The organism is Pantoea sp. B623, assembly GCF_024814475.1.
Classification (GTDB): Bacteria; Pseudomonadota; Gammaproteobacteria; order Enterobacterales; family Enterobacteriaceae; genus Pantoea; species Pantoea ananatis.
On record NZ_JANUXM010000003.1, the window covers coordinates 61,330 to 85,324 of the forward strand.

Here is a 23,995-nt window from a genome sequence, read left to right on the forward strand (position 1 = left end):
CTGTGTTAGCAAGCATTTCTGCGCGAATAAGCGATAAAATTTGAGATTAATCAAGCCACAAAATGTAAAGCGCGCGCCATTTGAATGACACATTTAAAGCGTACTGCACATCATTCGTATAACTTCTATTTAACATTTAATTAATGGCAATAAAGAAGAAAACGGCGCTTTACTGACTTCCCGCTCCGTTAACGCATAAATTGCACAAAGTGGTGAATGTCGGCCAGCGCCTGCTCAATTCGCGCGGGTGAAGACGTAATACTCAGCAGATCGGCGTAGCCGTTGAGCAAGGCGTTAAGCTGGCGTGCGCTGCGTGCCACATCATCCGTATGCAAGCACCCTTGTTCAACGCCCGCGCGAATAATCTTGCAGAGCAACGCATCCCAACCGGCGATAATCTTGTCGGCCAGTTCAGTGTAATCGGCATTATGGCTGGCCATTTGCCAGAAGGAAGCATAAAGCCGCCAGACTGAATCTGATGTGTCAGGAATGTGGCCTTCAATCATAGAGTGTAGTTGCTGCACAGGATCCAGCGCGGCCAGCTCAAGGGTGAAATCATCCAACTCGCGCTGCATAAAGTGCTCCAGCGCAGTCAGGGTGAGCGTGTGCCAGTCAGGAAAGTAGTGATAAATATGGCTGCGTGAAATACCCAGCGATTCCGTTAAGTCACGTGTCGTGGTTTTTTCAATTCCCTTCTCGATAAACAGCGCGATGGCGCCCGCAATAATCGTCTCTTTGCGTGTTTCTCCAGATGTTGCCGTTGATGCTTTCATTGTGACTCCTGGATTGACTTTGAGCAATCGCTCAAATACGATGCGCTGGCTATTGAGCGACCGCTCAATTTTAACCGTTTACCAAAAGAAAATCATGTGTTCTCACAAAACAATAACGCCGGAGACGGCGCCGCAAAATGCCATTGCCACCCTCAAGATGCTGGGACGTCGTCACAGTAAAAAGCTCTTTCTTACCCTGCTGTTAGTGGTGGCGGAAAACGTTACCTACCTGCTTTATCCGCTGTTAGCCGGGTTTGCCATTAACGCCATTGTCACCGGGCAGGCGCTTCATGCTGTGCTTTATGCGGTCATGGTCTTTGCAATGTGGGCAATAGGCGCCGCAAGACGCAGCGTTGATACCCGCACCTTCGCCCGTATTTATGCCGAACTGGCCGTGCCGGTTATCGTGGCACAACGTCAGGAGAAGCAAAATGCTTCCACTATCGCCGCTCGCGTGACATTGTCACGTGAGTTTGTCGATTTTTTTGAGCTGCATCTGCCAACGCTGATCACCTCTCTGGCATCGATTAGCGGCGCAGCCATTATGCTTCTGGTAATTGAGTTCTGGACGGGCGTGGGCTGTCTGATCATTTTGTTGATACTTGCCTGCTTTCTGCCGGGCTTCTCGCGCAAGAACGAAGCGCTGTTTGGCCGTCTGAATAACCGGCTTGAAAAAGAGGTTAGCCTGGTCACCGTTGCCCATGCACCCGCTCTGGCGAAACATTACGGCGTACTGGCGCGATTACGCATAGGGCTATCCGATCGCGAGGCGTTAGGTTTTATAACGATAGGTACAGCAGCGGCGCTGCTCTTTGCCTTTACCATCCTGTCCATGACCCGTAAAGGGATGGGTGATGCAGGGCACATCTATTCGGTCATGACCTATCTGTGGATGTTTGCCATGAGCCTGGATGATGGACCGCGATTGCTTGAAAAATATTCGCAACTGAAAGATATCGGCAAACGCGTCAATACGGGAAGCTAAGTTGAACATGGGCAGCCGCAGGCAATCGTCTGACGCGGCCCATTTCTGCTGCTGAGCCGGGCAAACGCTACCTCGCTCACCGGACTGTCAGCGGAGACTTGTCACCAGCCATTGTGCAAGCTCATCCAGTTCGTGCTGCTGCAGCGGATAGTCCGTTTTCAACGTTTCTACATGCTGAGCCATAACGTCAGGCTGATAGGCTGCACCCTGTAAGCGGGAGGCCAGCACCTCCAGTGGCGCAGGGTTCAGGCTGTCGCTAAATATCTGACAGCGGCTAATGGCGCCCCGTTCAACATCAAAATGTATCTCCACGCCGCCCCATACAAAGCGATGATCCAGAAGATGCGAAAAGTCTGGCGCCTGGCCAAAATTCCACGCCCAACTGCTTTGACGGGCAAACTGTTGTTCAAAGCCCGGCAGATCCGGCAGGTTATCAGGAGAAATAACATCGGGTTCACAGCGAGTGGCAAAGTGTTCAAAACAGGCTTCCGTGATGGCCTGGCAAAGGCGTTCGTAGCTGATATTGGGCACCAGCGTTTGCAGGTTTGTCACGCGTGCTCGTACGGAGGCGATGCCTTTCGCCTGTAACTTTTTCACGTCGGGATTGAGATAATCAGCCAGGCGCGACAGATCGGCATTAATTAGAACTGTGCCGTGATGAAAGCCACGGTCGGGCGTTTCGCGATAAGCAGAGCCGGATATTTTGCGCACGCCGTCACCGGTGTCGATCACCAGATCGTTTCGTCCTGAAGCCTGCGCATTGACGCCCAGCGTTGCCAGTGCCTGCAGGATGATAGCGGTTGAGACACTTTTATCGTAACCTGGCTTGCCCGCCATAAAGGTAAAGCAGCAGTTGCCCAGATCGTGAAACACCGCGCCGCCTCCACTGCTGCGTCGCGCCAGCTTAATACCGTCCTCTGCCATACGACGTGTATTGCACTCTTTCCACGGGTTCTGCGCCCGACCAATGACCACCGTTTCCGCATTACGCCACAAAAACAGTACGCGCTGGTTAGCCGGCATCTGGCGAAAAATACACTCTTCTACCGCCAGGTTAAACCAGGGATCGTTCGATTCTGATAACAGTAAACGTAATGGGGGCATGATCAACTCCGTTTGCTTGAGAACGTGTGCCGCTGCAGCAGGGCAGAATGGCAGTTTACTTCACTCCGCTTCAAAGACCACGATCGCCCTCCATAGCCTGAAAATGCCACATGGGCCAGCATGCTCTCAGTTCCGCTTCGTATCAAATTTGTTTAATATCGATTTAATATATTTATAACCCAAGCAACTATCTGGTTTATCCTCAGCGGATTGTTAACATTTAGTTAATTACCAGTGGATCATTGAGAAAGAGACGTTCATGATCCCGCAGACTGAAAGCGGCAGATGGCAGACTCACCAACCATTATGCTGTTGAATTGGCGCTTAACCAGCGGCTTCAGGTGCGAACGCGGCAGGGAATGGCTGTGAATCCTGGCCCAAATATTATGCGCGCTGCCAGCATAACAATCCGTATTACGCAGGCTGATTTGCTGCCAGCGACAGGTGGCTTTTACTGGAAGATATGATGAATCATTATTCACGCCGACGCGTGCTGAAGATGGTCGGTCTGGTTGCTGTAACCAGCGCTGCCGGACATCTGCTCCCTCTTGCTCGCCTCAACGCCGCCCAGCCCGATGCCCAGACAGATGAGCTGGATATCTTTATGCAGGTTTCTCAGCAGCTTACCCAGCAGGATGAACTTAACGAAACCGTGGGTGCTGCGCTGTATGACACGTTGAGTCAGACCCAAAAGAATTTCTCCTCTGCGCTTTTGCGTTTGAGTAACCTGCTGACCCATCAGCCCGATCTGTTGCAACAGGAACGCCTGCCGTTTGCTGAGAGTGACGCAGGTAGCGCGAAGCTGGCGGGCACTATCCTGAGCGGCTGGTACACCGGGGTTGTGGGCAAAGGCAAAAATGCACGCTACATCACCTACATAAACACGCTCGCGAATCAAATTGTGAATGACAAACTGGTACCGCCGAGCTTCTCCTATGGCGTCTGCGGCAGCTGGGCGAGTCAACCGTGATCCTTTTTATGAGTAATGTCATCAATGAAGAAGAATGAGTCGGCGGATGTCGTTGTGATAGGCGCGGGCGTAAATGGCGCTTTGCTGGCTACCCGACTGGCCAAAGCGGGTAAATCCGTTGTATTACTTGAGTCCGGGCCGAAAATTGGGCGCGATGAACTGGTCGAGCGCTTTCGCAGTTCCGCCTTTAAGTCTGACTTTATGTCACCTTATCCCTTTTCTCCCATGGCACCTCAGCCACGCTATACGCCTGAGCCTAATGATTATCTGCAACAGCTCGGTCCGCAGGCGTTTAATGCGCAGTACATCCGTATTTTTGGCGGCACCAGCTGGCACTGGGCTGCTCAGCTGTGGCGCTTTGTACCAAATGATTTTCAGCAGCATACCCTTTATGGCGTGGGCAAAGACTGGCCGATCGGCTATCAGGATTTGGAGCCCTATTACTATGAGGCTGAGGTCATTGCCGGCGTCGGCGGTTCACCTGATAACGGCTCGCCACGCAGTAAACCGTTTCCGATGGCGCGCGTGCCGGCTTCATGGCTTCAGCAACGCGTCACGGCCAGACTGGCACCCGACTTCAGCGTGCTGGACGACAGCACGGGACGCAACAGTCGCAGTTACGATGGTCGCCCGGCCTGCTGCGGTAACAACAACTGTATGCCGGTGTGTCCGATTGATGCTCAGTATCACGGCGGTCTGGCCGCTCAGCAGGCTGAGGACACAGGCGTTCAGGTGATCACCGAGGCGGTCGTGTATAAGCTTGAGCATGACGCGCAGGGCAGGATTGTTGCCACCCACTATTATGACTGGAATAAAACCAGCCATCGCATTACGGCGCAGACATTTGTTCTGGCGGCCAATGCGATTGAAACGCCAAAGCTTTTACTGATGTCGACTAGCGATAAATTTCCGCACGGGATTGGCAATGCCCGTGACAATGTTGGCCGTAATCTCTGCGACCATCCCGCCATTGGCGTCACCTTCGACGTGGATGAAGAGATTTGGCCCGGACGCGGACCTGTCAGTCCCTGTTCAATAGGGCAGTTCAGAGACGGCGAATTCCGCCGCGAACATGCGCCATTCCGTCTGGATATCTCCAATGCATCACAGGTGGCGGCGGTGACGAAGGAAGTGCTGGAAGAGGGGTACTTTGGTAAAAAACTCCAGGAGCAGGTTCGTTTTCGTGCGGCCCGCCGACTGAGCATTAAAAATGCGCTGGAACAGCTCCCCAATCCCGATAACCGCGTGACCCTGAGCAGCAATAAAGATGCATTAGGATTACCCACGCCTGCGCTGTTCTGGGATGTGGATGACTATGTGCAGAAGGGCACGGAAAAAACGCGTGAGTGCTACGATGCGATAGCGGCAAAACTGGGTGCGACCAATATTCGACACAGCAAAAGCGGTAAATTTTCGAACCGTCAACATATCATCGGTACGTTGTCGATGGGACTCGATCCGGCAACTAGCGTAACCGATGTCTGGGGACGGGCGCACGATCATGAAAACCTGTTTATGGTCGGTACCGGTGTAATGCCAACGGTCGGCACCTGTAATGTCACGCTCACCGCCATGGCGCTTGCGCTGCGTACCGCTGATAAGATTTTGCAGGAGACACAGCATGGTTAAGCGATTGAGCCGATTGCTGCCCGCCACGCTGCTAATGCTGACTGCAACTCAGAGTAGCGCGTGGGCGGAAAGCCAGACTGACCTCATAAAACGAGGGGAATATCTTGCTGTGGCTGGGGATTGTGCGGCCTGCCACACAGAGGAAGGCAAAGCGCCGTTCAGCGGCGGCCATGCTATCGGTAGCCCTTTAGGCATTATTTTTAGCACCAATATCACGCCCTCGAAAACAGCCGGTATTGGTCACTACACTGAAAAACAGTTTGCCGATGCGCTACGCAGAGGCATTCGTGCCGATGGCAGTCATTTGTATCCGGCTATGCCTTACACCGCCTATGCCAAAGTGAGTGATAGCGATGTGTCTGCGCTTTATGCTTACTTTATGCATGGTGTGAAAGCGGTCGATAGCCAGCCAGAAAAAACCGATTTGCCGTTTCCGTTTAATCTTCGCTTTAGTATGGCGGCGTGGAATTTCCTCTTCCTGGACACAAAACCCTTCAAGCCCGATCCCAGCCAGTCCGCGGAATGGAATAGGGGGGCTTACCTGGTCGAAGGGCTGACGCACTGCAGCACCTGCCATACGCCGCGCAATTTTTTAATGGCTGAGCAGCAGAGCAAATCGTTACAGGGCGCCTCTTTAGGGACGTGGTTTGCGCCTGACATCACCGCCAATACCTTACAGAGTGACGATCAGTGGTCACGGGAATCGCTGGCAGCTTATCTGGCGAGCGGTCACGCCGATAACGGTGCGACGGCGGCGGGGCCGATGCTTGAAGCGATAGACAAGAGTTTTTCGCGTATGACGCCGGAAGATCGGGCGGCCATAGCAACCTACCTGATGCCTGCCGCCGATCAGGAAGAAGGCGAGGCTGACGCGGATTCAGATGTTCAGGAACCGGCTAGCGGACTCACGCCGGTGACCGGAGATGATACGCCAGACATGCTGTCCGATTTAACGGATGGCGAGCGCGTATACCGCAACAACTGTGCCGCCTGCCATAACCTTGAGGGACAGGGCCTGAATGGTTTACCTGCCCTGAGTAAACATCCGATCCTGGAAAAGCCTACGGCCGATAACGTTGCCATGGCCGTGCTTGAAGGTGTCTGGCCCGCAAACGGTCAGGGCATGATTGGTTTTGCCCATACGCTGGATAATACGCAAATTGCCGACGTCACGAATTATGTCATGCAGGATATAGGCAACAGTGCCGTGCGCATTACCCCGGAACGGGTGAAATCACTGCGTCAGGGCGGCGAGCCGTCACTGCTTTTACCGATAGCCCGCGCAGGGTTGGCTGTAGTTGTGCTGGCGATCGGACTGCTGCTGTTTTGGTGGTGGCGCCGCCGACGTTAACCTCTCCTTCTCCATGTCATGGATGACGTGGAGCGCTGCCGCGACATCTGCGCCTTTCCCAATACGCCTGACCGGTGAGGCTGGCCCCGCCAGCCTGCTATCAGAGCCTGCTGCCTGTACTCTGAACAGGCGCAAGGTGAGGCTGGCGTTCCTGTCTTAATCTAAACTGAAAACAGCAGATTTAAATGGCCTGTCAGGAGGTTATTGATAACACGTTGTTTCTGATATGTTGCATTATCCCGTGGCGAGAGAAGGGTTAACCAGCATGGAATTACGTCGAAAAAAAGATGCGGCGATGATGCGCCTTTCACCACTGCTCAGAAGCATTACCCTGGCGGGAAGTTTATTGACGATTGGCGTTATTGTGATCAATGTCTGGACGCTTTACCAGGACTGGCAAAGAACGGTTCGTATCACTGAAGAACGCGCCATTGATCTTTCCTTGTCTCAGGCCCGTCAGGCCGAAGATACCTTTTTGCAAACGGAACTGTCGCTGCGTGAAGTCCAGCGTGAAATCGAGTCTCAGGCAGAGACGGGCGGAGATGTCTCAACCCTCAACGACATCATGCGGACGTTACAGAGCCGCCTGCCGCAGCTGGAGGGTATTTTCTATTACGATGCGCAGGGGCGATGGGTCGCCAGTTCGTTAATGCAGTCGTTTTCAGGAAATAACGCCGACCGGGAGTATTTCAGCTATCATCGCAACAATCCACGCAACAGCCTGCACGTGGGGCCTGCATTACGAAGCCGCAGTTCGGGCCGCTACGTTATTCCTGTTTCGCTGCGCGTCAGTGATAATTACCAGGGATTCCGTGGTGTACTCCTTGCCACGGTGAGCATCGATTACTTTCGTCACTACTACGATTATTTTGTTATTGGTCCCAAGGACTTACTGGCGCTGATGCTGGCAGACAGCACCGTGCTCTATGCTCGTCCTTTGTCCAACAGCTACATCGGTAAAAATCTCTCCTCCAGCCCGCTTTTTCACCAGCTGTTAGCCAATGCCGAACGCGGCAGCGGCCAGTGGAAAGCGAAGGTTGACGGCGTAACGCGCATTTTTGGTTTCGCCAGTTCAAGCCGATACCCCTTGGTTGTCGCTGCAGGATTTGACAAAGAGGGGCTTTTGATTAGCTGGGCCGAAAGCCGGGTTCAGGGCGCAGTATTAAGCCTGGTGCTTCTGATGGCGATCATTCTGCTGTGGATGTTGATACGGCATGAGGCCAAACGTAGCTTACGCTATCAAATTGAATTAACCCATCTCAGGGATGAACTGACCGAAGCGAATCATTCACTGGAGAATCTGGCAAACGGCGATGGGCTCACCGGGCTGGCTAACCGCCGGTACTTTGACCACTTTCTGATAAAAAGCCTGCTGCACGGCCGCAGTAGCGGTGGGCCGGTATCATTAATCCTTTTCGATATCGATTATTTCAAACGCTACAACGATACCTACGGCCATGTCGCGGGTGACGCCTGTTTACAACAAGTAGGACGCTTACTGAAGACGTTTGCCCAGCGCCGCATCGATATCGCCGCACGCTATGGCGGAGAAGAATTTGCCATCGTGTTAGCCGACACCTGCGCCGCGGATGCGTTAAAAATAGCCTCAAGCGTGGTTGAGGCCGTCAGGAAGTTAGCGATACCGCACAGCTCGACAGGGCTGGAAACCGGGTGCGTCACGCTGAGTGCCGGCGTGGCAACAACGGTGGCAGGGGAAGGGCCAGAAAGGGCGGAACGATTAATTAAACGGGCGGATGAAGCGCTCTATCGTGCTAAACACGAGGGGCGAAACGGGGCAAGGGGTTAGCCTGTGAGAGTTGAGCCAGAGGGAAAGACATCGCCCGGGCATTGCCCGGACGAATGACGGTTATTTGTCGCTACCAAATCCCTGTTTGTGCAGTGCAGGCAGGACTTTTGGGAAATAGATGTGCTGATAGTATCCGCTCACGCTGTCGCTCCAGCTTTCGCCGTCAGCTCGCCCGGTGGCTTGCCAGTGCTGAACCATTTCGGCATTGTAAGCGGCGATCTGCTGTTCCAGACCTTCGGTGTGATAGCTTTCTTCGTGACGGAAGGTCTGCAGAGGCAGGCGCGGCTTCTGGAAAGCGGGCTGGTCGACGTAACCGATAACGACGCCCGCGACAGGGAAAGTATATTCCGGCAAATTAAGCAGTTCGATCATCGCGTCCGGATCGCGGCGAATTCCCCCGATGGGCACGATGCCTAAACCTTCCGCCCGCGCAGCGGCCATAATACTGCCTAGTGCAATGCCTACGTCAGTCGCGCCAGAAACAATACTTTCAATGCTGTCCTGAGCAACCTGCTCTTTGCCCACAGCCGCCATGGCGACCCGGGATTTATGCATATCGAGAACGACGGTGATAAAAACGGGCGCTTTGGCAATCCAGGGCTGTCCACCGGCAATCTCTGAAATGGCCTGACGTTGAGCGGCATCCCGCGTAACCACCAGTGAAACCTGTTGTGAGTTAACGGAGGTAGGGGCGCGATAGGCGGTGCTGATAATGCGATCAAGGATGGCATCGTCAACAGGTTTATCGGTAAAGCTGCGCTCACTTTTATGGCTGGTGAACAGATTAATAATATCGCTCATTATTGCTCCAAAAAGGGTAACCCAAGAATTCGTTTCCCAAGGATAGCAAATACAGACTGGCACCTCTTTAACCGCACTGGCTTTAAGCTGCCGATTAATAACAAATTTAACAGGTGAGTCAGGCTGTTCGTGGGTAACCAGCAAAGGTATTAAACCGATGCGCCTGGGTGGTGAGCGATGAACGATAGTGACGAGCAAGAGGCTGCTTCATCGGGCCTGTTTCGTTTTCGAATCCCGGAGACAACACAATCCACCCTGTGAAAACGGATCATTTCCTTTAGAATAGCCGCTCTGATTATTCCCTACCGAGGTCCAGGATGTTGATTTCAAGCCTTATGGCCATTGCTGCCGTTCTGATTATGGGGGTGATAAGCCCCGGCCCAAGCTTTATCTATGTTGCCAGAAATGCTGTTGTGCATTCTCGTCTTCACGGAATCGTGACCGCTTTAGGCACTGGCGTTGGTGCTGCGATTTTTGCCCTGGTCGCGATGCTTGGGCTACAGAGGCTGCTACTTTTGGTGCCGGAACTGTTTGTGGTTATGAAGGTGGCGGGCGGGTTTTACTTATTATGGCTGGCTTTTAACATCTTCAAAGGTGCATCTCAGCCTGTACACCTCGCGTTGAATGGACAAAATGGGCACAGCAAGACATGGCTAAAAACATTCAGAGATGGGTTATTAACACAACTGAGCAATCCCAAAACAGCCATTATCTTTGCCTCTATTTTTAGTGCCCTTTTGCCTAAAAATATCCCGTTACTGTTTTATGTCGTCATCCCTCTGATGAGCTTTTTGATCGATTTTGTCTGGTACTCCATCGTTTCTGTCGCGCTGTCTGCCGAGAAACCGCGTCAGGTATATTTACGTATCAAGACGTCAGTTGATCGCGTTTCCTCAGCGGTCCTGGGCATACTGGGTATCAAACTAATCTCCTCATCATTCACCAAATAAGCAGCCTGACTGTTTACCCTGGGCGCGCTTAATCATTCGTTCTTTCTCCTGTGGCTCGTCGGAAAGGGAAACCGTGGGTGAGAGGACACAGATGGGTTGATTTGAGGGTAACGACCCGTCCCGGCATAAAGCGGACATGCGTAACAGTCTAGAGCCGCGCTCAGCGAAAGGCTGACTTCACAGGATGGGGAGAGTCAACCGCCATATCTGTAGATCAAGGTATCGTCAGTCATTCCCATGCTGTCGAGGCGCTCGTTAACCAGTCTGGCTTCCAGTTTGAAACCGTATTTTAATGCAACGGACTGACTCCGCACATTACGTCCCGCGACACGAATTTCAATTCTCTTTGCGTGCAAAAAATCGGAGGCTATTTTAGTGGCCAGTTTGCACGCTTCGGGCATGATGCCTTTGCCCAGTGCATTGGTTGCAAGCCAGTAGCCGATTTCGACGTAAGGGATAGCCTGATTGCGGATGAACAAGCTTATGCAGCCTAAGAGTTCATCTGACTTGCGTTCAATGATTAAAAACTTATATTCGTCTCTGTCATTCAGGAAGTTATCTGCGGCATCTGCCATGTTTTTCTCAACTGAATCAATAGAGTGAAAACCCGGAGACCAGAGTAAGAACTCATGATGAAGTGAGCTGAACGCATTCAGTTTTCGTTGCATTTCTTCTGCACGGCCCAGGTCAGGCGCTGTCAGATAAAGCATGTCATGCTGCCGAAAAGAAGAAGGAATATCATCCAGATACATAAAAATCTCCTTAGTGCGGGTTATCTTTTTTATCATAAGCGATGAAAAGCGGCATTAGCCTAACAGAGTGAAAAGGGTGAGCCGTGCCCATTCAGGCAAAAAACAGCCAGCTTATTGCGCAATGTCCACATTCAGCAGAAAGCGAAACTTTAGCAGCCTTTCGCGGCTTTGTTAGCCGTAGGTTTTACGCCATATTCACGTTTATGTTCAGGCCCTGCACATTCTCACTCTACTCATCTCCATAACTCACCAGCCTCTCTCTAAAAAAATCAAGTTTTCGTTGATTTCGACGATTTACTAAGCGTTGGTTTTTTATTTTTTAAATACACACAGGGTGAGTTATGACAATTTCACAGCGACTTTATCTTACGTTTTCTCTGCTCTCAGCTTCTCTCGTTTCTATGGTTATTATTTCCATCGTGGTCGTTACTGGCTTCCAGTATCGCTTTCACTATGTTCAGATTAACGCCATACCTTCGATCATCGACTTAAACGTACTGATTGATGAGAACAATGAACTTCTCATTAAGCTATACGACTATCAGGGCGCAAAAGACCCTGCCAGGCAGGGGCAAATTGAATCAGAAATGAACAAAACGGTTGAGCGCCTTAATACCCTCAATCAGCATTATCTTGAGAATGATATATCCAGCGACGAAGATCTGCGGCTGACCAAAGAGGCGTTCGTCATGATTAAAAACATTCATGACAGGCTGCTGCCTTTCCTGCAGACCAACAGGATTCCCCAGTCATCATCGACGGCGAACTCAGATGAAAGCAGTAAAAATCTGAGTGAAGCCATTCGCACGCTTACAAGCAGTTACCGTAAGCAACTGCAGATAAATATTGATATCGGCACTCAACTGGATGAAACCAATACCCATATCTACTATACGACTCTATGGGGACTGATTGCCGGCTCTGGCGCCGTCATCCTTGTATTGGGTTTTTTCACGATCAAAACCATCATGTCTATACGCCGTCAGTTGAACGGCATGCGTCAGACCATGGAAGAGGCCAGTGAAAAACTCGACCTGACTCTCAGGGTTGATGAGTCACGTCATGATGAAATCGGCCTGACGGCAAGGGCCTTCAACCATCTGATTGAGAATGTTTCAGATTCACTGTCTAAGGTGGAAGCTTCTGCTCAGTCGGTAAGCTCTGCTTCTGCACAGATTTCGGCGGGTAATGAAGACCTGTCCTCCCGAACGGAAGAGCAGGCGGCCTCCCTGGAGCAGACAGCAGCGAGTATGTCCGAGCTTAGCGAAACCGTCCGTCAGACCGCTGAAAATACGCGTCTTGCCAGTCAGTTGGCGAAAAACGCCCGGGATATCTCAGAAGACAGTGCTGGTCGTGTCCGCACACTACTGTCCACTATGAGTGACATCAGGGCAAGCTCAGCCAAAATCACTGACATCATTGCACTCATTGAAGGGATTGCCTTCCAGACCAACATCCTGGCGCTGAATGCCGCCGTTGAGGCTGCACGTGCTGGTGAGCAGGGGCGGGGATTTGCGGTCGTGGCGGGTGAGGTTCGTAATCTTGCACAGCGCTCATCCTCTTCAGCTCGTGAAATCAAGGAGTTGATTGAGTCATCAATGGGCTTTGTCGAGGCCGGTTCTGAGCAGGCGGAAGGGGTAGGCTCTAACATGTCACGCATGAATGATGCGGTGCGGCAGGTCACTGATCTGGTGGATGAAATATCCGTAGCCGCCGGAGAACAGTCGCAAGGCATCAGCCAGGTCCATCAGGCCGTAAATCAGATGGATGGAGCGACACAGCAAAACGCCGCACTGGTTGAGCAGGCCTCCGCAGCATCGCGTTCTCTGATAGATCAGGCCTCCACGCTGGGTCATTTAGTGGGTGCCTTCACGATTACGCTTGCGGGTCAGTTAGCCAGTAATAATCGGGAGCAAAACCGCGCCGCAGCGGTATCGTCGCCGGTTTTTAAGAAACCGCAGACCGCAGTGGTTGGCGGACAGGATCAAAACTGGGAGCAGTTCTGATAAAAGTAGGCCATAAAAGGTTCTGATAAGGATCGAAATCTGGCAGCTTTTAAACGCCTGATGCCCTGCAACAGGCGTTTTATATTTGATAAGGGCAGACCGAGAGGGCTGAAACATCGCTGCTGATGTTGGTAATGTCAGCCATGAGCAAAAAGCGAAAGGTATCGTCCCGCCTGAACCCTCGGAGACGCCAGGCAGCAGAACATTCGATTTCTCTGATCCTGTCTTCATCGTACCCGGATTGACTATGCAGATTACCCTGGGGCCCTGTAAATCCTGGACGTTATCGTTGATACAGGCGCCACAGGACACCTCTGCTCAGGTTCAGGGATGGAGTCAGTTATCATTCTCCAGGCGGGTTTTGCTTTCCTCAAGCTTAATGAGAGCGCCCGTGCGTATGTCGAGAGCCCAGGATGCATCGAAGGCCGCTTTTTCCTCCTTTTTCCTGCCCCCAGATTAAAGGTTATCAGCCCGGCGTTGGGCTGAAGGGGAGGCGCGCTTGCCCGCTGGAAAGGTGATCACACCCAGGCAGGCAATAATGAGTCCTACACCGGCCCAACCTGAAAGCGGCAGCCTTTCCCCGACAAGCAGAATGGCCAGCAGAGCGGCGACGACCGGCTCCAGCAGCGTGATCGTGGTTGCCATGCTGGCCGGGATGCGCGCCAGTCCGTAGCCATAGCAGAGATATCCCAGAAACATTGGAACCAGCGCCATATATATCCCGACGGCGGCATTATTCCAGGTTTCCAGAAGCGGTGCGCCGGTCATCAGAAGGACAGGGACAAGCAGGATACCGCCCGCTCCAAAGGTCGCCCCCATTGCCGCGCGTGGAGCTATGCCGCCCTGCATTAACCGCCGCGCAGACCACGAATAAAGGGCATAGGTAAAACCAGCCAGCAGCCCCAGCGTAATGCCCGTCATTGCAGAACCTTGTCCAGTACTGTGCCCACCGCTTTCCGCAAGGCAAAGCAGGATCATGCCGGCAAGCCCTGTAGCGGCACCGCCTGCCCACTGCTTTGTGAGGCGTACGCCTTCAAGACGGTACTCAATGAGGGCTGACAGTAGCGGGGCAGAGCCGATGGAAATGACAGTGCCGACAGTGACCCCGGCATAGCGCATAGACGCATAAAAAGCGAGCGGATAAACCGCCACTGCGAGGGCGCCCGTCAGCAGAAAAGGCCAATGTCGAAAAATCAGTCGCCGCTGTTGAATAAGCGGGGTTGCAGCGATAATTCCCTGGAACAGTCCACCGATACCCATTGCCACCGAGCCCACGGCGAGCGGGCTTAAAGCCGGGGCAAAGGTGGCGGCTGTACCGGTCGTTCCCCAGAGCACAGCCGCGATAATGACGGCCGTTGCGCCACCCGTTTGGTGTCCGGATGCAGGCATCAGTATGCCTCCATCAGTTGTTCAGCAATTATACTGGCCTGACTCACGCAGTCGCTGTTACCTTCCAGCCCGGCTCGTGAAATGCTGCCTTCCAGTAGAAAAGCGAAGTGCCGTGCCATCTTGCGCGCGCTTTCTGCATCTCCCATCATCAAATCTGTCAGATGCGCGGTCAGAATCGCCTCCACTTCCTCCTTGTGCTCACGAACGGCCTGTCGTCCCGGCGCGCTGGCGGGCAACTCTGCCGCTGCGTTCAGCAGGCCACATCCGCGAAACCCGTTTTCATAGGCAAATTCAGCATGGTCCTCATAAGCCGCGAATACGGCCAGTACCCGTTCTTTCGGCGTCATGGCAAGGTCCAGACGATTTTTGTACAAGGCAAGCCATTCCTCGTGACGAACCCTGAGATAAATCGCGACCAGCTCATCTTTAGAGGCAAAGTTGTTATATAAGCTTTTTTTGGCGACCCCGGCCCGCTTTACGATGGCATCGATACCTGTCCCGTTAATACCGTGGTTGTAAAACAGCACGCGCGCCGCACTGAGCAACTTATCATAAGCAGTTTCTGCGCTGGCAGATTGAGTTGGCATGACGATAACCTTTGTTAGCGGTATGTATGTATACCAGTCTACCTACTAAGCGGAAATATTCAACCTGTGTCTGTTTCCGGCAGTGAACAGTCGTTGCAGCCCTTTCTCTGTGGCTGCAGCGAGGATTCCGAGACGTTGTGTGAGTCTCTGGCGCTTTGCATGCGTCTGGTCATTTCTTATAGCATCCGGGGTGCCGCCGAACGTATTACGTTAGCCCTGGCCCTGTCGTGCAGCAGAATCGCATGCAGTCTCGGCTGGTCAATCAAGACGTTCAACGTCACTTATGGGCACGACAGGTTGTCAGGATGCTGCTTTCTGCGTTCATTCGCTGTCAGGAACAAGAGGAAAAGCTCGGTCGCGACGGCGGCCTGGTAAGGCAGGGAAGGATAAGCCCGCATGATTAATCAATGGGTGCATCTTTTTTCTGTCATTTTTCAGCCATAAATCGTTCATTTTTCTCGGCTAGCTTACTGCAATTCTTATTTGCAAAGCGGCGCATGTATGAGCCATCTGGCGCTTCATCACATCACCAAGAGCTGGGGCGAGAAAATCGCACTGGATAATATCCATTTTGACGCCGCCGAAGGGACGTTCGTTGCTCTGTTGGGGCCTTCAGGCTGTGGTAAATCGACGCTGCTGCGCACTATTGCCGGCCTGGAGACGGCTGACACGGGTTCGGTGAGTTTCAATCATGTGGATATCACCCATTTGCCCCCCTCCCAACGCAAGCTCTCCATGGTGTTTCAGTCTTATGCGCTTTTTCCTCACCTGAGCGTTAAAGAAAATTTGTTATTTGGCTTAAAAGCCCGCGGTGAAGATAAGCTCACGTTTGCCGATCGTCTGAGTCGGGTCAGTAAGTTGATGGAACTGGAGGCGTTGCTGGATCGCTTGCCATCCCAGTTGTCCGGTGGTCAACAACAGCGGGTGGCACTGGGGCGAGCCGTTATCGCCAACAATACGCTCTGCCTGATGGATGAACCCCTTTCTAACCTTGATGCCAAGCTACGCCAAAGCATGCGCCGTGAGATCCGTGCCTTACAGAAGAAGTTGGGTCTGACAATGATCTATGTCACTCACGATCAGACGGAAGCCATGAGCATGGCGGACAGCATTATTTTGCTGAACGCGGGACGAATTGAGCAGCACGACACACCTGATAATCTCTACAACAACCCTGCCAGCGTGTTCGCGGCACAGTTTATTGGCGCACCGCCCATGAACATCCTGTCGCTCGCCTGCCACAACGCGAACCACTATCTGAGTCCGCTCAGGGAGCCTGTCGTCGAAGGTTTCACCGCCGGCGCACTCAGTCTGGGCATTCGGGCTGAAGATATTCAGCTTATTAACGCTGACGGCGCGTTGCTGACGGCCAGCGTGGTGAGTTACGAATATATGGGGGCTGATACCTTATTAATGTGTCAGCTTGCTCACAGCCACGAAACATTAACGGTGACGGTAGCAGGAATGAAACGGTTTAGTGAGGGAAGCCTGGTGGGGCTGCAATGGCCTGCTGATAAGCAATACCTGTTTTCCACCGATAGCGGTAAACGCTGTTTGCATGCAGAACAGCTGATGTCTGTTTCGTCCAAAAAATACGCGGTTTAACGATCTTTTTACCTAAGGGAAAATCATGCCAGCTATTCGTCTGTCACATCTGCTTCCTGCATTGCTTATCGCAACCAGCGCGTCAGTTTTTGCTGCCGATCCGGTAAAACTGCAAATGTATTATCCCATCGCAGTGGGAGGCGCGATCAGCCACACCGTTGAAGCACTGGTTGCCGATTTCGAAAAAATTCATCCCGAAGTCAGTATTCAGCCGGTCTATACCGGTGACTACGCTACGACGGTGACCAAAGCATTGACCGCTTTTCGTGGCGGTAATGCGCCACAAATGGCCGTTATTGGCGATATCGAAGCTTATTCACTGATGGATGCGGGGGCGATTGTCGCGGCCAGCGATCTGGCCAAAGACGATGAGGGTAAAAAATGGATCGACAGTTTCTATCCTGCTTTCTTACGCCATATCAATGGAAAAGTCTGGGGCGTTCCTTTTCAGCGCTCGACCGTGGTGCTGTACTGGAATAAGCAGGCGTTTGAAAAAGCGGGTCTGGATGCTGATACGCCGCCTGCGAACTGGCAGCAGGTGGTGGACTTTGGCAAAAAGCTGGTCGTGAAAGACGGGCAAAACGTCAGCCAGTGGGGCATCGAAATCCCGACTACGCCAAATGGCTATTGGGTGTTTCAGGGGTTTGCTGCGACCAACGGCGCGCATCTTGATAATGGCAAGGGCACGGCCGTGTATTTTAATACGCCCGGGAACATTGAAACGCTACAGTGGCTAACCGATCTCGGTCAGAAAGAGGGCGTTTCACCTAAAGGCGCCGTGGCATGGGGCACCACGCCACAAGATTTTTTGAGTGGCAAAACCGCGATGATGGTGACCACCACGGGTAATCTGAGCGTGGTGCGTAAAAATGCGACGTTCCCGTTTGGTGTCGCGATGCTTCCTGAAAAGACACAGCGCGGAAGCCCGACCGGTGGCGGTAATCTGTATGTCTTCAAAAATGCATCCCCGGCACAGCAGAAAGCCGCCATGGCGTTTATCCGTTGGGTCACCGCCCCTGAACAGGCTGCTCGCTGGAGTATTGCTACCGGTTATGTCGCGACTTCACCCGCCGCCTGGGAAACGCCAGCCATGAAAGACTATGTGAAACAGGTTCCGCAGGCGCTGGTGGCACGTGAGCAACTTAACTATGCCCAGCCAGAACTCTCGACCTATAACAGCGTGCAAATTCAGGAGGCGCTGAACCACGCCATTGAAGCCGCGATAACCCAGACGAAAACACCGGCAGAAGCACTGGAAGCCGCCCAGAAGCAGGCCGATCGTTTGTTGAAGGCTTACCAGTAATACGATGGCGATGAACACACTTGCAACAGCATCCCCTGCTTTACGCTCAGGCGTCGGATCATTACAGCTGTGCGGCTATTTGCTGATCTTACCGGCACTGGGTTTTTTATTGCTGTTTACCCATTATCCTGCTCTGGCGACGGTGTGGGAAAGTCTGTTCAGCGCCTCACGTAACGGTCATCCGGCCCAGTTTGTTGGGCTGGATAACTACGCTGCGCTGCTGGATGACGATGTGTTTATCCGGTCGTTGTGGAACAATCTGCTCTATGCCCTGGTCACTATCCCTTTGGCGGTGATGCTGGCTCTGCTCATGGCATTGGCCGTTAACCGACGACTGGCGGCTAACGCCGTGATACGTGCGGCTTTTTTTATTCCCTCCCTTCTGCCAATGATTGCGATTGCTAACCTGTGGCTGTTTTTTTACACGCCACAGTTGGGCTTACTGAACAAACTTCTGTCGCTGTTTTCCATTGCTCCGGTTAACTGGCTTGGCGAGCCGGGCACCTCCCTGTGGTGCCTGATGGCGGTCTCCGTATGGCGTGAGGCCGGTTTCTTTATGATTTTCTATCTTGCTGCCCTGCAGCAGATTGATCCGCGCCTGCGTGAAGCGGCGGAAATCGAAGGGGCATCAAAGGGCTATTTCTTCCGGCGCGTCCAGTGGCCATTGCTGATGCCGACCACGTTATTTGTCTTGATCAATGCATCCATGAATGCGTTTCGCATCGTCGATCAGGTTATTGCGATGACGAACGGCGGCCCGGACAACAGCAGTAGCCTGCTGCTGTTTTACATCTATCGCACAGCATTCAGTTACTGGGATTTACCGGCAGCCGCGGCCATGACCGTGGTGTTGCTGCTGATTTTGGCGGCGATTGCGCTAGTTAAATTTAAGTTGATGGATAAACGAGCCCATTATCAATGAAGCCTTCCTTTTCTGTTGGCCGCCTCGGCCTGAATCTGATTATCTGGTTAGCGGCGCTGCTATGGCTGCTCCCTATCCTGGTGGCGCTGTGGGTTACGGTGCATCCCGCGGCAGAGCAGGGCAGCTTCAGGCTTTTTGCGCCGCTGACGCTGCAAAATTTTATTAACGCCTGGCATGCTGCCCCCTTTGCCCGTTACTTCATGAATACGATTTTGCTGGTGATGATGATCGTTACAGTCCAGCTGGTGTTGGCCACGATGGCGGCTTACGCACTGGTCCGTTTTCGCCTGAAGTATTCGGGCATGTTGTTTGCCCTTATCCTGTTGCAGCTCATGATCAGCCCCGATGTGCTGATCCTGAATAACTATAAAACCATTGGCGCACTGGGCCTGCGCGATACATTGACCGGCATTGCCTTACCGTATTTTGCGTCTGCCTTTGCCATCTTCCTGCTGCGCCAGACGTTTAAAAGCATCCCCTTAGTGCTGGAAGAGGCGGCGATCGTGGAAGGCGCCAGCCGGTTTTATATCTTGCGTAAGATCTACATCCCGCTGGCCAGACCGATTTATATCGCCTTTGCGTTAGTCTCTGTCAGCTTTCACTGGAATGATTTTCTCTGGCCGCTGGTGATTACCGACTCGGTTAAGGTACGGCCCCTAACCGTCGGGCTGCAGCTATTTTCCGCGCCAGAGCAGGGCGTGCAGTGGGCGCTTATTGGTGCAGCAACATTGATGACAACGCTGCCGCTTTTGCTGCTCTTTCTGATATTTCAGCGTCAGTTTATTCAGTCTTTCATGCGTGCCGGTATACGTTAAGGTGAACGCCAATGTTAACGCCTCACTCGCTTAGTCTGCAGCAGCGCGAACTGCTGGCGGACGTCGCACCGCTGTATCAACCGCCGTTGCTGCGTCCCTTACCTGCGCGGAACAACGTTGTTCGTTTTGGTTTGATCGCCGACCCGCAATATGCGGATATCGAACCGGATGTTGACAACCATCTTTACTATCGCAACGGACTACAAAAACTGCACCAGGCCATCACGGCGCTCAACGCTCAGCCGCTCGATTTTGTGGTGACCCTGGGCGATCTCGTCGATCGCGACTGGTACAGCTATGCTGCGGTATTGCCGGTATATCAAGAATTAAAGCATCCCCATGCCGTGGTGCTGGGTAATCATGATGCGCAGACGATTGCCACACGACTTGAAGGGAAGGTTCCCCTACCCAAGAGCTATTACGCTTTCCGTTTTAACGGCTGGCGCTTCATTGTCTACGATGGCAATGATATGAGTCTTTACTGCAATGCGCTCAACGGCACCGATCGCCAACAGGCGGCAGCGTTGCTGGCCCGGCTGCAACATGAGCATCAGCCCCACGCACAGCCCTGGAACGGTGCCGTGGGTGCGCAACAGTTGGTGTGGATAGAGCAGCAGTTACAGGCGGCACAGCAGTGCGGAGAAAGCATCGTGGTATTCGGGCATTATCCGCTGGCTCCCGGGAATACGCATATGTTAATGAACGCCGACGCGCTGGTGAATTTATTCACCCGCTACCGGGTGCGCGCCTGTTTTGCCGGACACGATCATCGCGGAGGCTATGCCCGTATTCTGGACACCGACTTTTTTATCATGAAGGGCATGCTCGACGGCCCTTCAGTTGTGCCCTTCGCGTGGGTGGAAGCAGACGGTGATACGCTCAGCGTACAAGGCTATGGTGGAGAGATAAGCCGGGGGTAAACAGCATTGGCGATGGATGTCACAAAAGTGTGAGCACAGTATTTTCTGTAACGATTTTAGTTACATCATACTGTAAGTGGCCTTACTCAGGTGCCCGCGTCAAGATTAGCGCAGCAAGCAGGAGGGGTGCCAAAGCCGGGCCGGACAAAAAGCAGGGCGTTGCTTAAACGACCACAATCTGACAGCCTTGTGCTCAGCCTCAACCGCCAGAAATACCTGCCTGTCCGGTCATTGATTGATGCTGTCTGTTGGCTGGATTTCTTCAGGCGCGGTAGTTGGCTTATGTGCCATGAAAGTGCGTTTTTATCATCTGGCAAAGCGAGGCTGCTGCGGCTGATACGTTTTTTTCAGACTGATGCAGACGAACGCCAATCGCGCCAGTATCTGGCAATTTTTGCTGGTCAAATATCGCGAGTGATGACGGCATGCCCGTTTGTGTTCGCAACGTCATTCCGAGCCCGGCCGCCGCGGCCGCCCATATCCCGCTCAGGCTTCTGCTGGTAAACGCAATGCGCCAGGGGATATTCATGCTGTCCAGGGCCGCTGTCGCCGCGCTACGCATCAGACAGGGTGCTTCAAAAACCAGTAACGGCAGAGGTCGGTTCCGATCGATAAATGCGCCGATATCGAAATCTTTTGCGCCAATCCAGCAGAGTGGTAATGACCCGAGCGACTCACTGTAGGCGGTGCTCTCGTCACCCTGCCAGCTCAGGGCAACATCAAGTTCATTGTGACGTATTGCATCCAGCAGAGGCTTGTTGCGGGTCACGGTCGCGGAGACCTGTACGTCGGGGTGCGCACGTGAAAATTGCCCAAGAAGAGAGGGGAGAAGTGATTCTCCAAAATCTTCCTGCAATCCCAGCCGAACCTCGCCACGGATGCCCACCGATTTCACTGCCTGGTAAGCTTCGTCGTTGAGACTCATCAGCCTGCGCGCATAGGCAAGCATCATTTCCCCCTGGGCAGTAAGGACCAGATGTCGTCCTGACTTTTGCACCAGTGCTGCGCCTGCCTGCTGCTCAAGCTTTTTAAGCTGAGCGCTTACTGCCGATGTTGAACGCCCCAGGCGCTCTGCAGCAGCAGCGAAACTTCCCAACTCAATACCGGTGACAAAGGTTCGTAATGTTTCAGCATCGAACGTAACCGGTCTTTTCGCCATTTTTCATCCCGTTTTATGGGATTAAGGGTCCCAATATTTCTGATTTTATAGATCGTCAAAGCATCCTATCTTTCTACCACATCCTCAAGGAGAAACAAAAATGAACACGATAAAGGTGAGTCGGGAAAATATGGCCGGAATAGCACCCAAGCTGGCACGTCTCAGTGAAGAGGTCTTATTTGGCGATATCTGGCAGCGGGACGGGCTTTCACCGCGGGACAGAAGTCTGATTACGGTCAGCGCCCTCGTTGCACTGTATCGAAATGAACAGCTGGGCTGGCATCTGGAATTTGCTCGCCAAAATGGCATTTCCGACGATGAAATTATCGAAGTGATAACGCATCTTGCCTTTTATTGCGGCTGGCCGAACGCCGTTTCCGCGTTGACCGTCTTCAAAAACACACTGCCTGAGTGAGGGATACCGATGCCTGTAAGCCATATAGCCATCTCAACAGCGCGTTTTCAGCAGTGGCGAGAGAAAATTTCTGCTGCGTTACAGCAATCGCTTGAAGCTTCATTTTCCGTTCCGCGCGGAGACTGCTTTCAGTTTTTTGATTGTTATGACGCGCACAGCCGGATTTTTGATCGGCATTATCTTTGTGGTGCTGAGGCGGGCCGCAGCAATGACTTTCTTCTGTTTACCATTACCGCAGGTAAAACGCGTAATACGCAGCAGAAACAGGCCTTTATCAGGATCTCACCCGGCGTCTTGAAAAATCGATGGGTATAAAACCTCATGATGTCATGATCGTTCTTCATTTCACTCAGCCAGAAGACTGGTCTTTTAGTCATGGGAAGATGTTTGACCTGGCGGATATTCCCCAACTTTAAGGAGAAAACCATGCTTGCTATGCAATACCGTTTTGTTCTTCCCGCCGATTACGACATGACGATTATTCAACGCCGGATTGATGACAACGGATATAAGATGGCGGGATTTCCTGGTCTCATATTCAAAGCCTGGCTTTATGCGTGCAAAGCCAAAGGTCCCACAAACACGGATGAAAATGTGTATGCGCCCTTTTATCTTTGGCAGGACGCAGAGAGCATGCACTGTTTTTTGTCTGGGGCAGGTTTTAAAAAGCTTACTGAGGATTTTGGCTGGCCGCAGGTGCATACCTAACCGGTCTTATCGGCCAGGCTGTCGCCAGAGATGGTTCAAGCCGGTTTTGCTTCCCTGGACGTCAGCACCGTTCCTGCTTACGCCGATCTCGCCGGGTTAACACAGCCCCCAAAACAAGCCGGGGCGTTAGCACGCGTATCGGCTCTGGATACCTTTCACTGGCGCCACATAGATTTTTGTCTCTGGACAACGGCGCCCGCGCAAGATTCGGGCCATTTTCAGCGTTATCAGGTAGGGCATCTCTCTGTTCCCTGAATATTTACCGTCTGACACAAAATTATCGCCTAACCGCATATCTAAATGATCGGTTGTAAGACTATCTTACTGTAGATGCCAGACACGTTTGCATTAACGCTCTGGTGACGCTATCGCGTTATTCCATGACGCAAACTTTTTCATTTTTAGCGAATGAACCTAGTATTAACGTGCAAGGGGCACTTATGCCTGCTTGTCGACGGAGAAAAGAGAATGCGTATCAAGAATCACCTGAAAATGCTGACGGCTGCATCATTACTGGCACTGAGCCTTCCAATGACCTCCGCGTTCGCGGCACTGCCGGTGGGTGCACAGGCGCCGGATTTCAAACTGGAAGCCGCACTGGCAGGTAAAGAAACCACCTTCTCTTTACAGCAGGCACTGCAAAAAGGCCCGGTCGTTCTTTATTTTTTCCCGGCGGCGTTTAGTGCAGGCTGTACCTTAGAGGCGCATGCCTTTGCAGAAGCGACAGATGACTTTAAAAAAGAGGGCGCAACGGTAATCGGCGTCACCGCAGGTAATACTGACCAGATTGAGAAATTTTCTAAACTTGAATGCCGCGATAAATTCACCGTTGCTGCCGATCCGGGCGCAAAAGTGGCTGCAGAATACAAAAGTACGATGGAGATGAAAGGTAAAACGCTTTCCGATCGTACGTCTTATGTTATTGCACCGGATGGCAAAATCCTGCTGAGTTATACGGATAAAAACCCAGAATCACACATTCAGAAAACGCTGGATGCCGTGAAAAAATACCGCCAGGCCAACCCGGCTTAATTCCCGATCTGG

General features: G+C 52.5%; 22 protein-coding genes and 1 pseudogene. 16 read left to right on the forward strand and 7 right to left on the reverse strand.

All coding sequences use genetic code 11. The features are described 5' to 3' along the window. Window positions 1–188: 188 nt before the first annotated feature. Window positions 189–773 (reverse strand): TetR/AcrR family transcriptional regulator, encoded by a 585-nt coding sequence (locus NXS97_RS00905; protein ID WP_116220125.1) that lies wholly within the window; start codon window positions 771–773, stop codon window positions 189–191. 94 nt (window positions 774–867) lie between these two features. Here NXS97_RS00905 and NXS97_RS00910 point away from each other — a divergent pair, with 94 nt between their 5' ends. After that, window positions 868–1,758: an ABC transporter six-transmembrane domain-containing protein gene (locus NXS97_RS00910; protein ID WP_116220140.1), complete on the forward strand. Its 891-nt coding sequence runs from the start codon at window positions 868–870 to the stop codon at window positions 1,756–1,758. Between the two features lie 87 nt (window positions 1,759–1,845). On the opposite strand, the gene NXS97_RS00915 is transcribed toward NXS97_RS00910, so the two are convergent. Further along, window positions 1,846–2,862, reverse strand: a complete 1,017-nt coding sequence (locus NXS97_RS00915; protein ID WP_116220124.1) for a lipoate--protein ligase A — start codon at window positions 2,860–2,862, stop codon at window positions 1,846–1,848. 466 nt (window positions 2,863–3,328) lie between these two features. Between NXS97_RS00915 and NXS97_RS00920 the strand changes: the two genes are divergently transcribed. From NXS97_RS00920 to NXS97_RS00935, 4 genes are all read left to right on the forward strand, one after another. Further along, window positions 3,329–3,832, forward strand: coding sequence for a sugar dehydrogenase complex small subunit (locus NXS97_RS00920; protein ID WP_014604669.1), 504 nt, complete (start codon window positions 3,329–3,331; stop codon window positions 3,830–3,832). A gap of 24 nt (window positions 3,833–3,856) precedes the next feature. Continuing rightward, window positions 3,857–5,461, forward strand: a complete 1,605-nt coding sequence (locus NXS97_RS00925) for a GMC family oxidoreductase (RefSeq protein ID WP_116220123.1) — start codon at window positions 3,857–3,859, stop codon at window positions 5,459–5,461. Next, window positions 5,454–6,812 carry a cytochrome c gene (locus NXS97_RS00930; RefSeq protein ID WP_116220122.1) on the forward strand — a complete coding sequence of 453 codons (1,359 nt, stop codon included), beginning with the start codon at window positions 5,454–5,456 and terminating at the stop codon, window positions 6,810–6,812. Before NXS97_RS00925 ends, NXS97_RS00930 begins: the two co-directional genes overlap by 8 nt. Before the next feature lie 265 nt (window positions 6,813–7,077). Next, window positions 7,078–8,619 carry a sensor domain-containing diguanylate cyclase gene (locus tag NXS97_RS00935; RefSeq protein ID WP_181901438.1) on the forward strand — a complete coding sequence of 514 codons (1,542 nt, stop codon included), beginning with the start codon at window positions 7,078–7,080 and terminating at the stop codon, window positions 8,617–8,619. A gap of 60 nt (window positions 8,620–8,679) precedes the next feature. Here the strand turns inward: NXS97_RS00935 and NXS97_RS00940 are convergent, their stop codons facing one another. Beyond that, window positions 8,680–9,420: a nitroreductase family protein gene (locus NXS97_RS00940; protein WP_029569646.1), complete on the reverse strand. Its 741-nt coding sequence runs from the start codon at window positions 9,418–9,420 to the stop codon at window positions 8,680–8,682. Window positions 9,421–9,737: 317 nt separating this feature from the next. On the opposite strand from NXS97_RS00940, the gene NXS97_RS00945 reads away from it, so the two are divergent. Continuing rightward, the gene (locus NXS97_RS00945) at window positions 9,738–10,370 is read left to right on the forward strand and encodes a LysE family translocator (protein WP_013027933.1); all 633 of its coding nucleotides are present in this window, start codon (window positions 9,738–9,740) and stop codon (window positions 10,368–10,370) included. Between the two features lie 194 nt (window positions 10,371–10,564). Here the strand turns inward: NXS97_RS00945 and NXS97_RS00950 are convergent, their stop codons facing one another. Continuing rightward, window positions 10,565–11,122 (reverse strand): GNAT family N-acetyltransferase, encoded by a 558-nt coding sequence (locus NXS97_RS00950; RefSeq protein ID WP_116220120.1) that lies wholly within the window; start codon window positions 11,120–11,122, stop codon window positions 10,565–10,567. A gap of 341 nt (window positions 11,123–11,463) precedes the next feature. Between NXS97_RS00950 and NXS97_RS00955 the strand changes: the two genes are divergently transcribed. Beyond that, window positions 11,464–13,128, forward strand: a complete 1,665-nt coding sequence (locus NXS97_RS00955; RefSeq protein WP_019105917.1) for a methyl-accepting chemotaxis protein — start codon at window positions 11,464–11,466, stop codon at window positions 13,126–13,128. Between the two features lie 456 nt (window positions 13,129–13,584). On the opposite strand, the gene NXS97_RS00960 is transcribed toward NXS97_RS00955, so the two are convergent. Together NXS97_RS00960 and NXS97_RS00965 are read right to left on the reverse strand one after the other, a co-directional pair. Next, complete coding sequence (locus tag NXS97_RS00960) at window positions 13,585–14,517, reverse strand: DMT family transporter (protein ID WP_116220118.1); 933 nt, start codon at window positions 14,515–14,517, stop codon at window positions 13,585–13,587. Further along, complete coding sequence (locus NXS97_RS00965; protein WP_014333211.1) at window positions 14,517–15,104, reverse strand: TetR/AcrR family transcriptional regulator; 588 nt, start codon at window positions 15,102–15,104, stop codon at window positions 14,517–14,519. Before NXS97_RS00965 ends, NXS97_RS00960 begins: the two co-directional genes overlap by 1 nt. Before the next feature lie 501 nt (window positions 15,105–15,605). Here NXS97_RS00965 and NXS97_RS00970 point away from each other — a divergent pair. The 5 genes from NXS97_RS00970 to NXS97_RS00990 are packed head-to-tail and all read left to right on the forward strand — an operon-like array spanning window position 15,606 to window position 20,669. Next, entirely contained in the window at window positions 15,606–16,709 is a 1,104-nt protein-coding gene (locus tag NXS97_RS00970) for an ABC transporter ATP-binding protein (protein WP_105091975.1), read from the forward strand. A gap of 25 nt (window positions 16,710–16,734) precedes the next feature. After that, the gene (locus tag NXS97_RS00975; RefSeq protein ID WP_029571375.1) at window positions 16,735–18,012 is read left to right on the forward strand and encodes an ABC transporter substrate-binding protein; all 1,278 of its coding nucleotides are present in this window, start codon (window positions 16,735–16,737) and stop codon (window positions 18,010–18,012) included. A gap of 4 nt (window positions 18,013–18,016) precedes the next feature. Beyond that, window positions 18,017–18,934, forward strand: coding sequence for a carbohydrate ABC transporter permease (locus NXS97_RS00980; RefSeq protein WP_022622853.1), 918 nt, complete (start codon window positions 18,017–18,019; stop codon window positions 18,932–18,934). Then, window positions 18,931–19,749 carry a carbohydrate ABC transporter permease gene (locus tag NXS97_RS00985; protein WP_104933841.1) on the forward strand — a complete coding sequence of 273 codons (819 nt, stop codon included), beginning with the start codon at window positions 18,931–18,933 and terminating at the stop codon, window positions 19,747–19,749. Before NXS97_RS00980 ends, NXS97_RS00985 begins: the two co-directional genes overlap by 4 nt. Before the next feature lie 11 nt (window positions 19,750–19,760). Next, window positions 19,761–20,669 (forward strand): metallophosphoesterase, encoded by a 909-nt coding sequence (locus NXS97_RS00990; RefSeq protein WP_104933842.1) that lies wholly within the window; start codon window positions 19,761–19,763, stop codon window positions 20,667–20,669. Window positions 20,670–20,949: 280 nt separating this feature from the next. On the opposite strand, the gene NXS97_RS00995 is transcribed toward NXS97_RS00990, so the two are convergent. Beyond that, window positions 20,950–21,828, reverse strand: a complete 879-nt coding sequence (locus tag NXS97_RS00995) for a LysR substrate-binding domain-containing protein (protein WP_014604659.1) — start codon at window positions 21,826–21,828, stop codon at window positions 20,950–20,952. Window positions 21,829–21,928: 100 nt separating this feature from the next. On the opposite strand from NXS97_RS00995, the gene NXS97_RS01000 reads away from it, so the two are divergent. From NXS97_RS01000 to NXS97_RS01015, 4 genes and pseudogenes are all read left to right on the forward strand, one after another. Next, window positions 21,929–22,243 carry a carboxymuconolactone decarboxylase family protein gene (locus NXS97_RS01000; protein ID WP_014333202.1) on the forward strand — a complete coding sequence of 105 codons (315 nt, stop codon included), beginning with the start codon at window positions 21,929–21,931 and terminating at the stop codon, window positions 22,241–22,243. Window positions 22,244–22,252: 9 nt separating this feature from the next. Further along, window positions 22,253–22,659 (forward strand): annotated as a pseudogene (locus tag NXS97_RS01005) (tautomerase family protein). Window positions 22,660–22,669: 10 nt separating this feature from the next. Beyond that, a complete protein-coding gene (locus NXS97_RS23270; RefSeq protein WP_374189621.1) occupies window positions 22,670–22,951 on the forward strand; it encodes a DUF4865 family protein in 282 nt (93 codons plus the stop codon). Between the two features lie 468 nt (window positions 22,952–23,419). Further along, on the forward strand, window positions 23,420–23,983 hold the full coding sequence (locus NXS97_RS01015; protein WP_014604653.1) for a peroxiredoxin: 564 nt from the start codon (window positions 23,420–23,422) through the stop codon (window positions 23,981–23,983). Window positions 23,984–23,995: the final 12 nt, after the last annotated feature.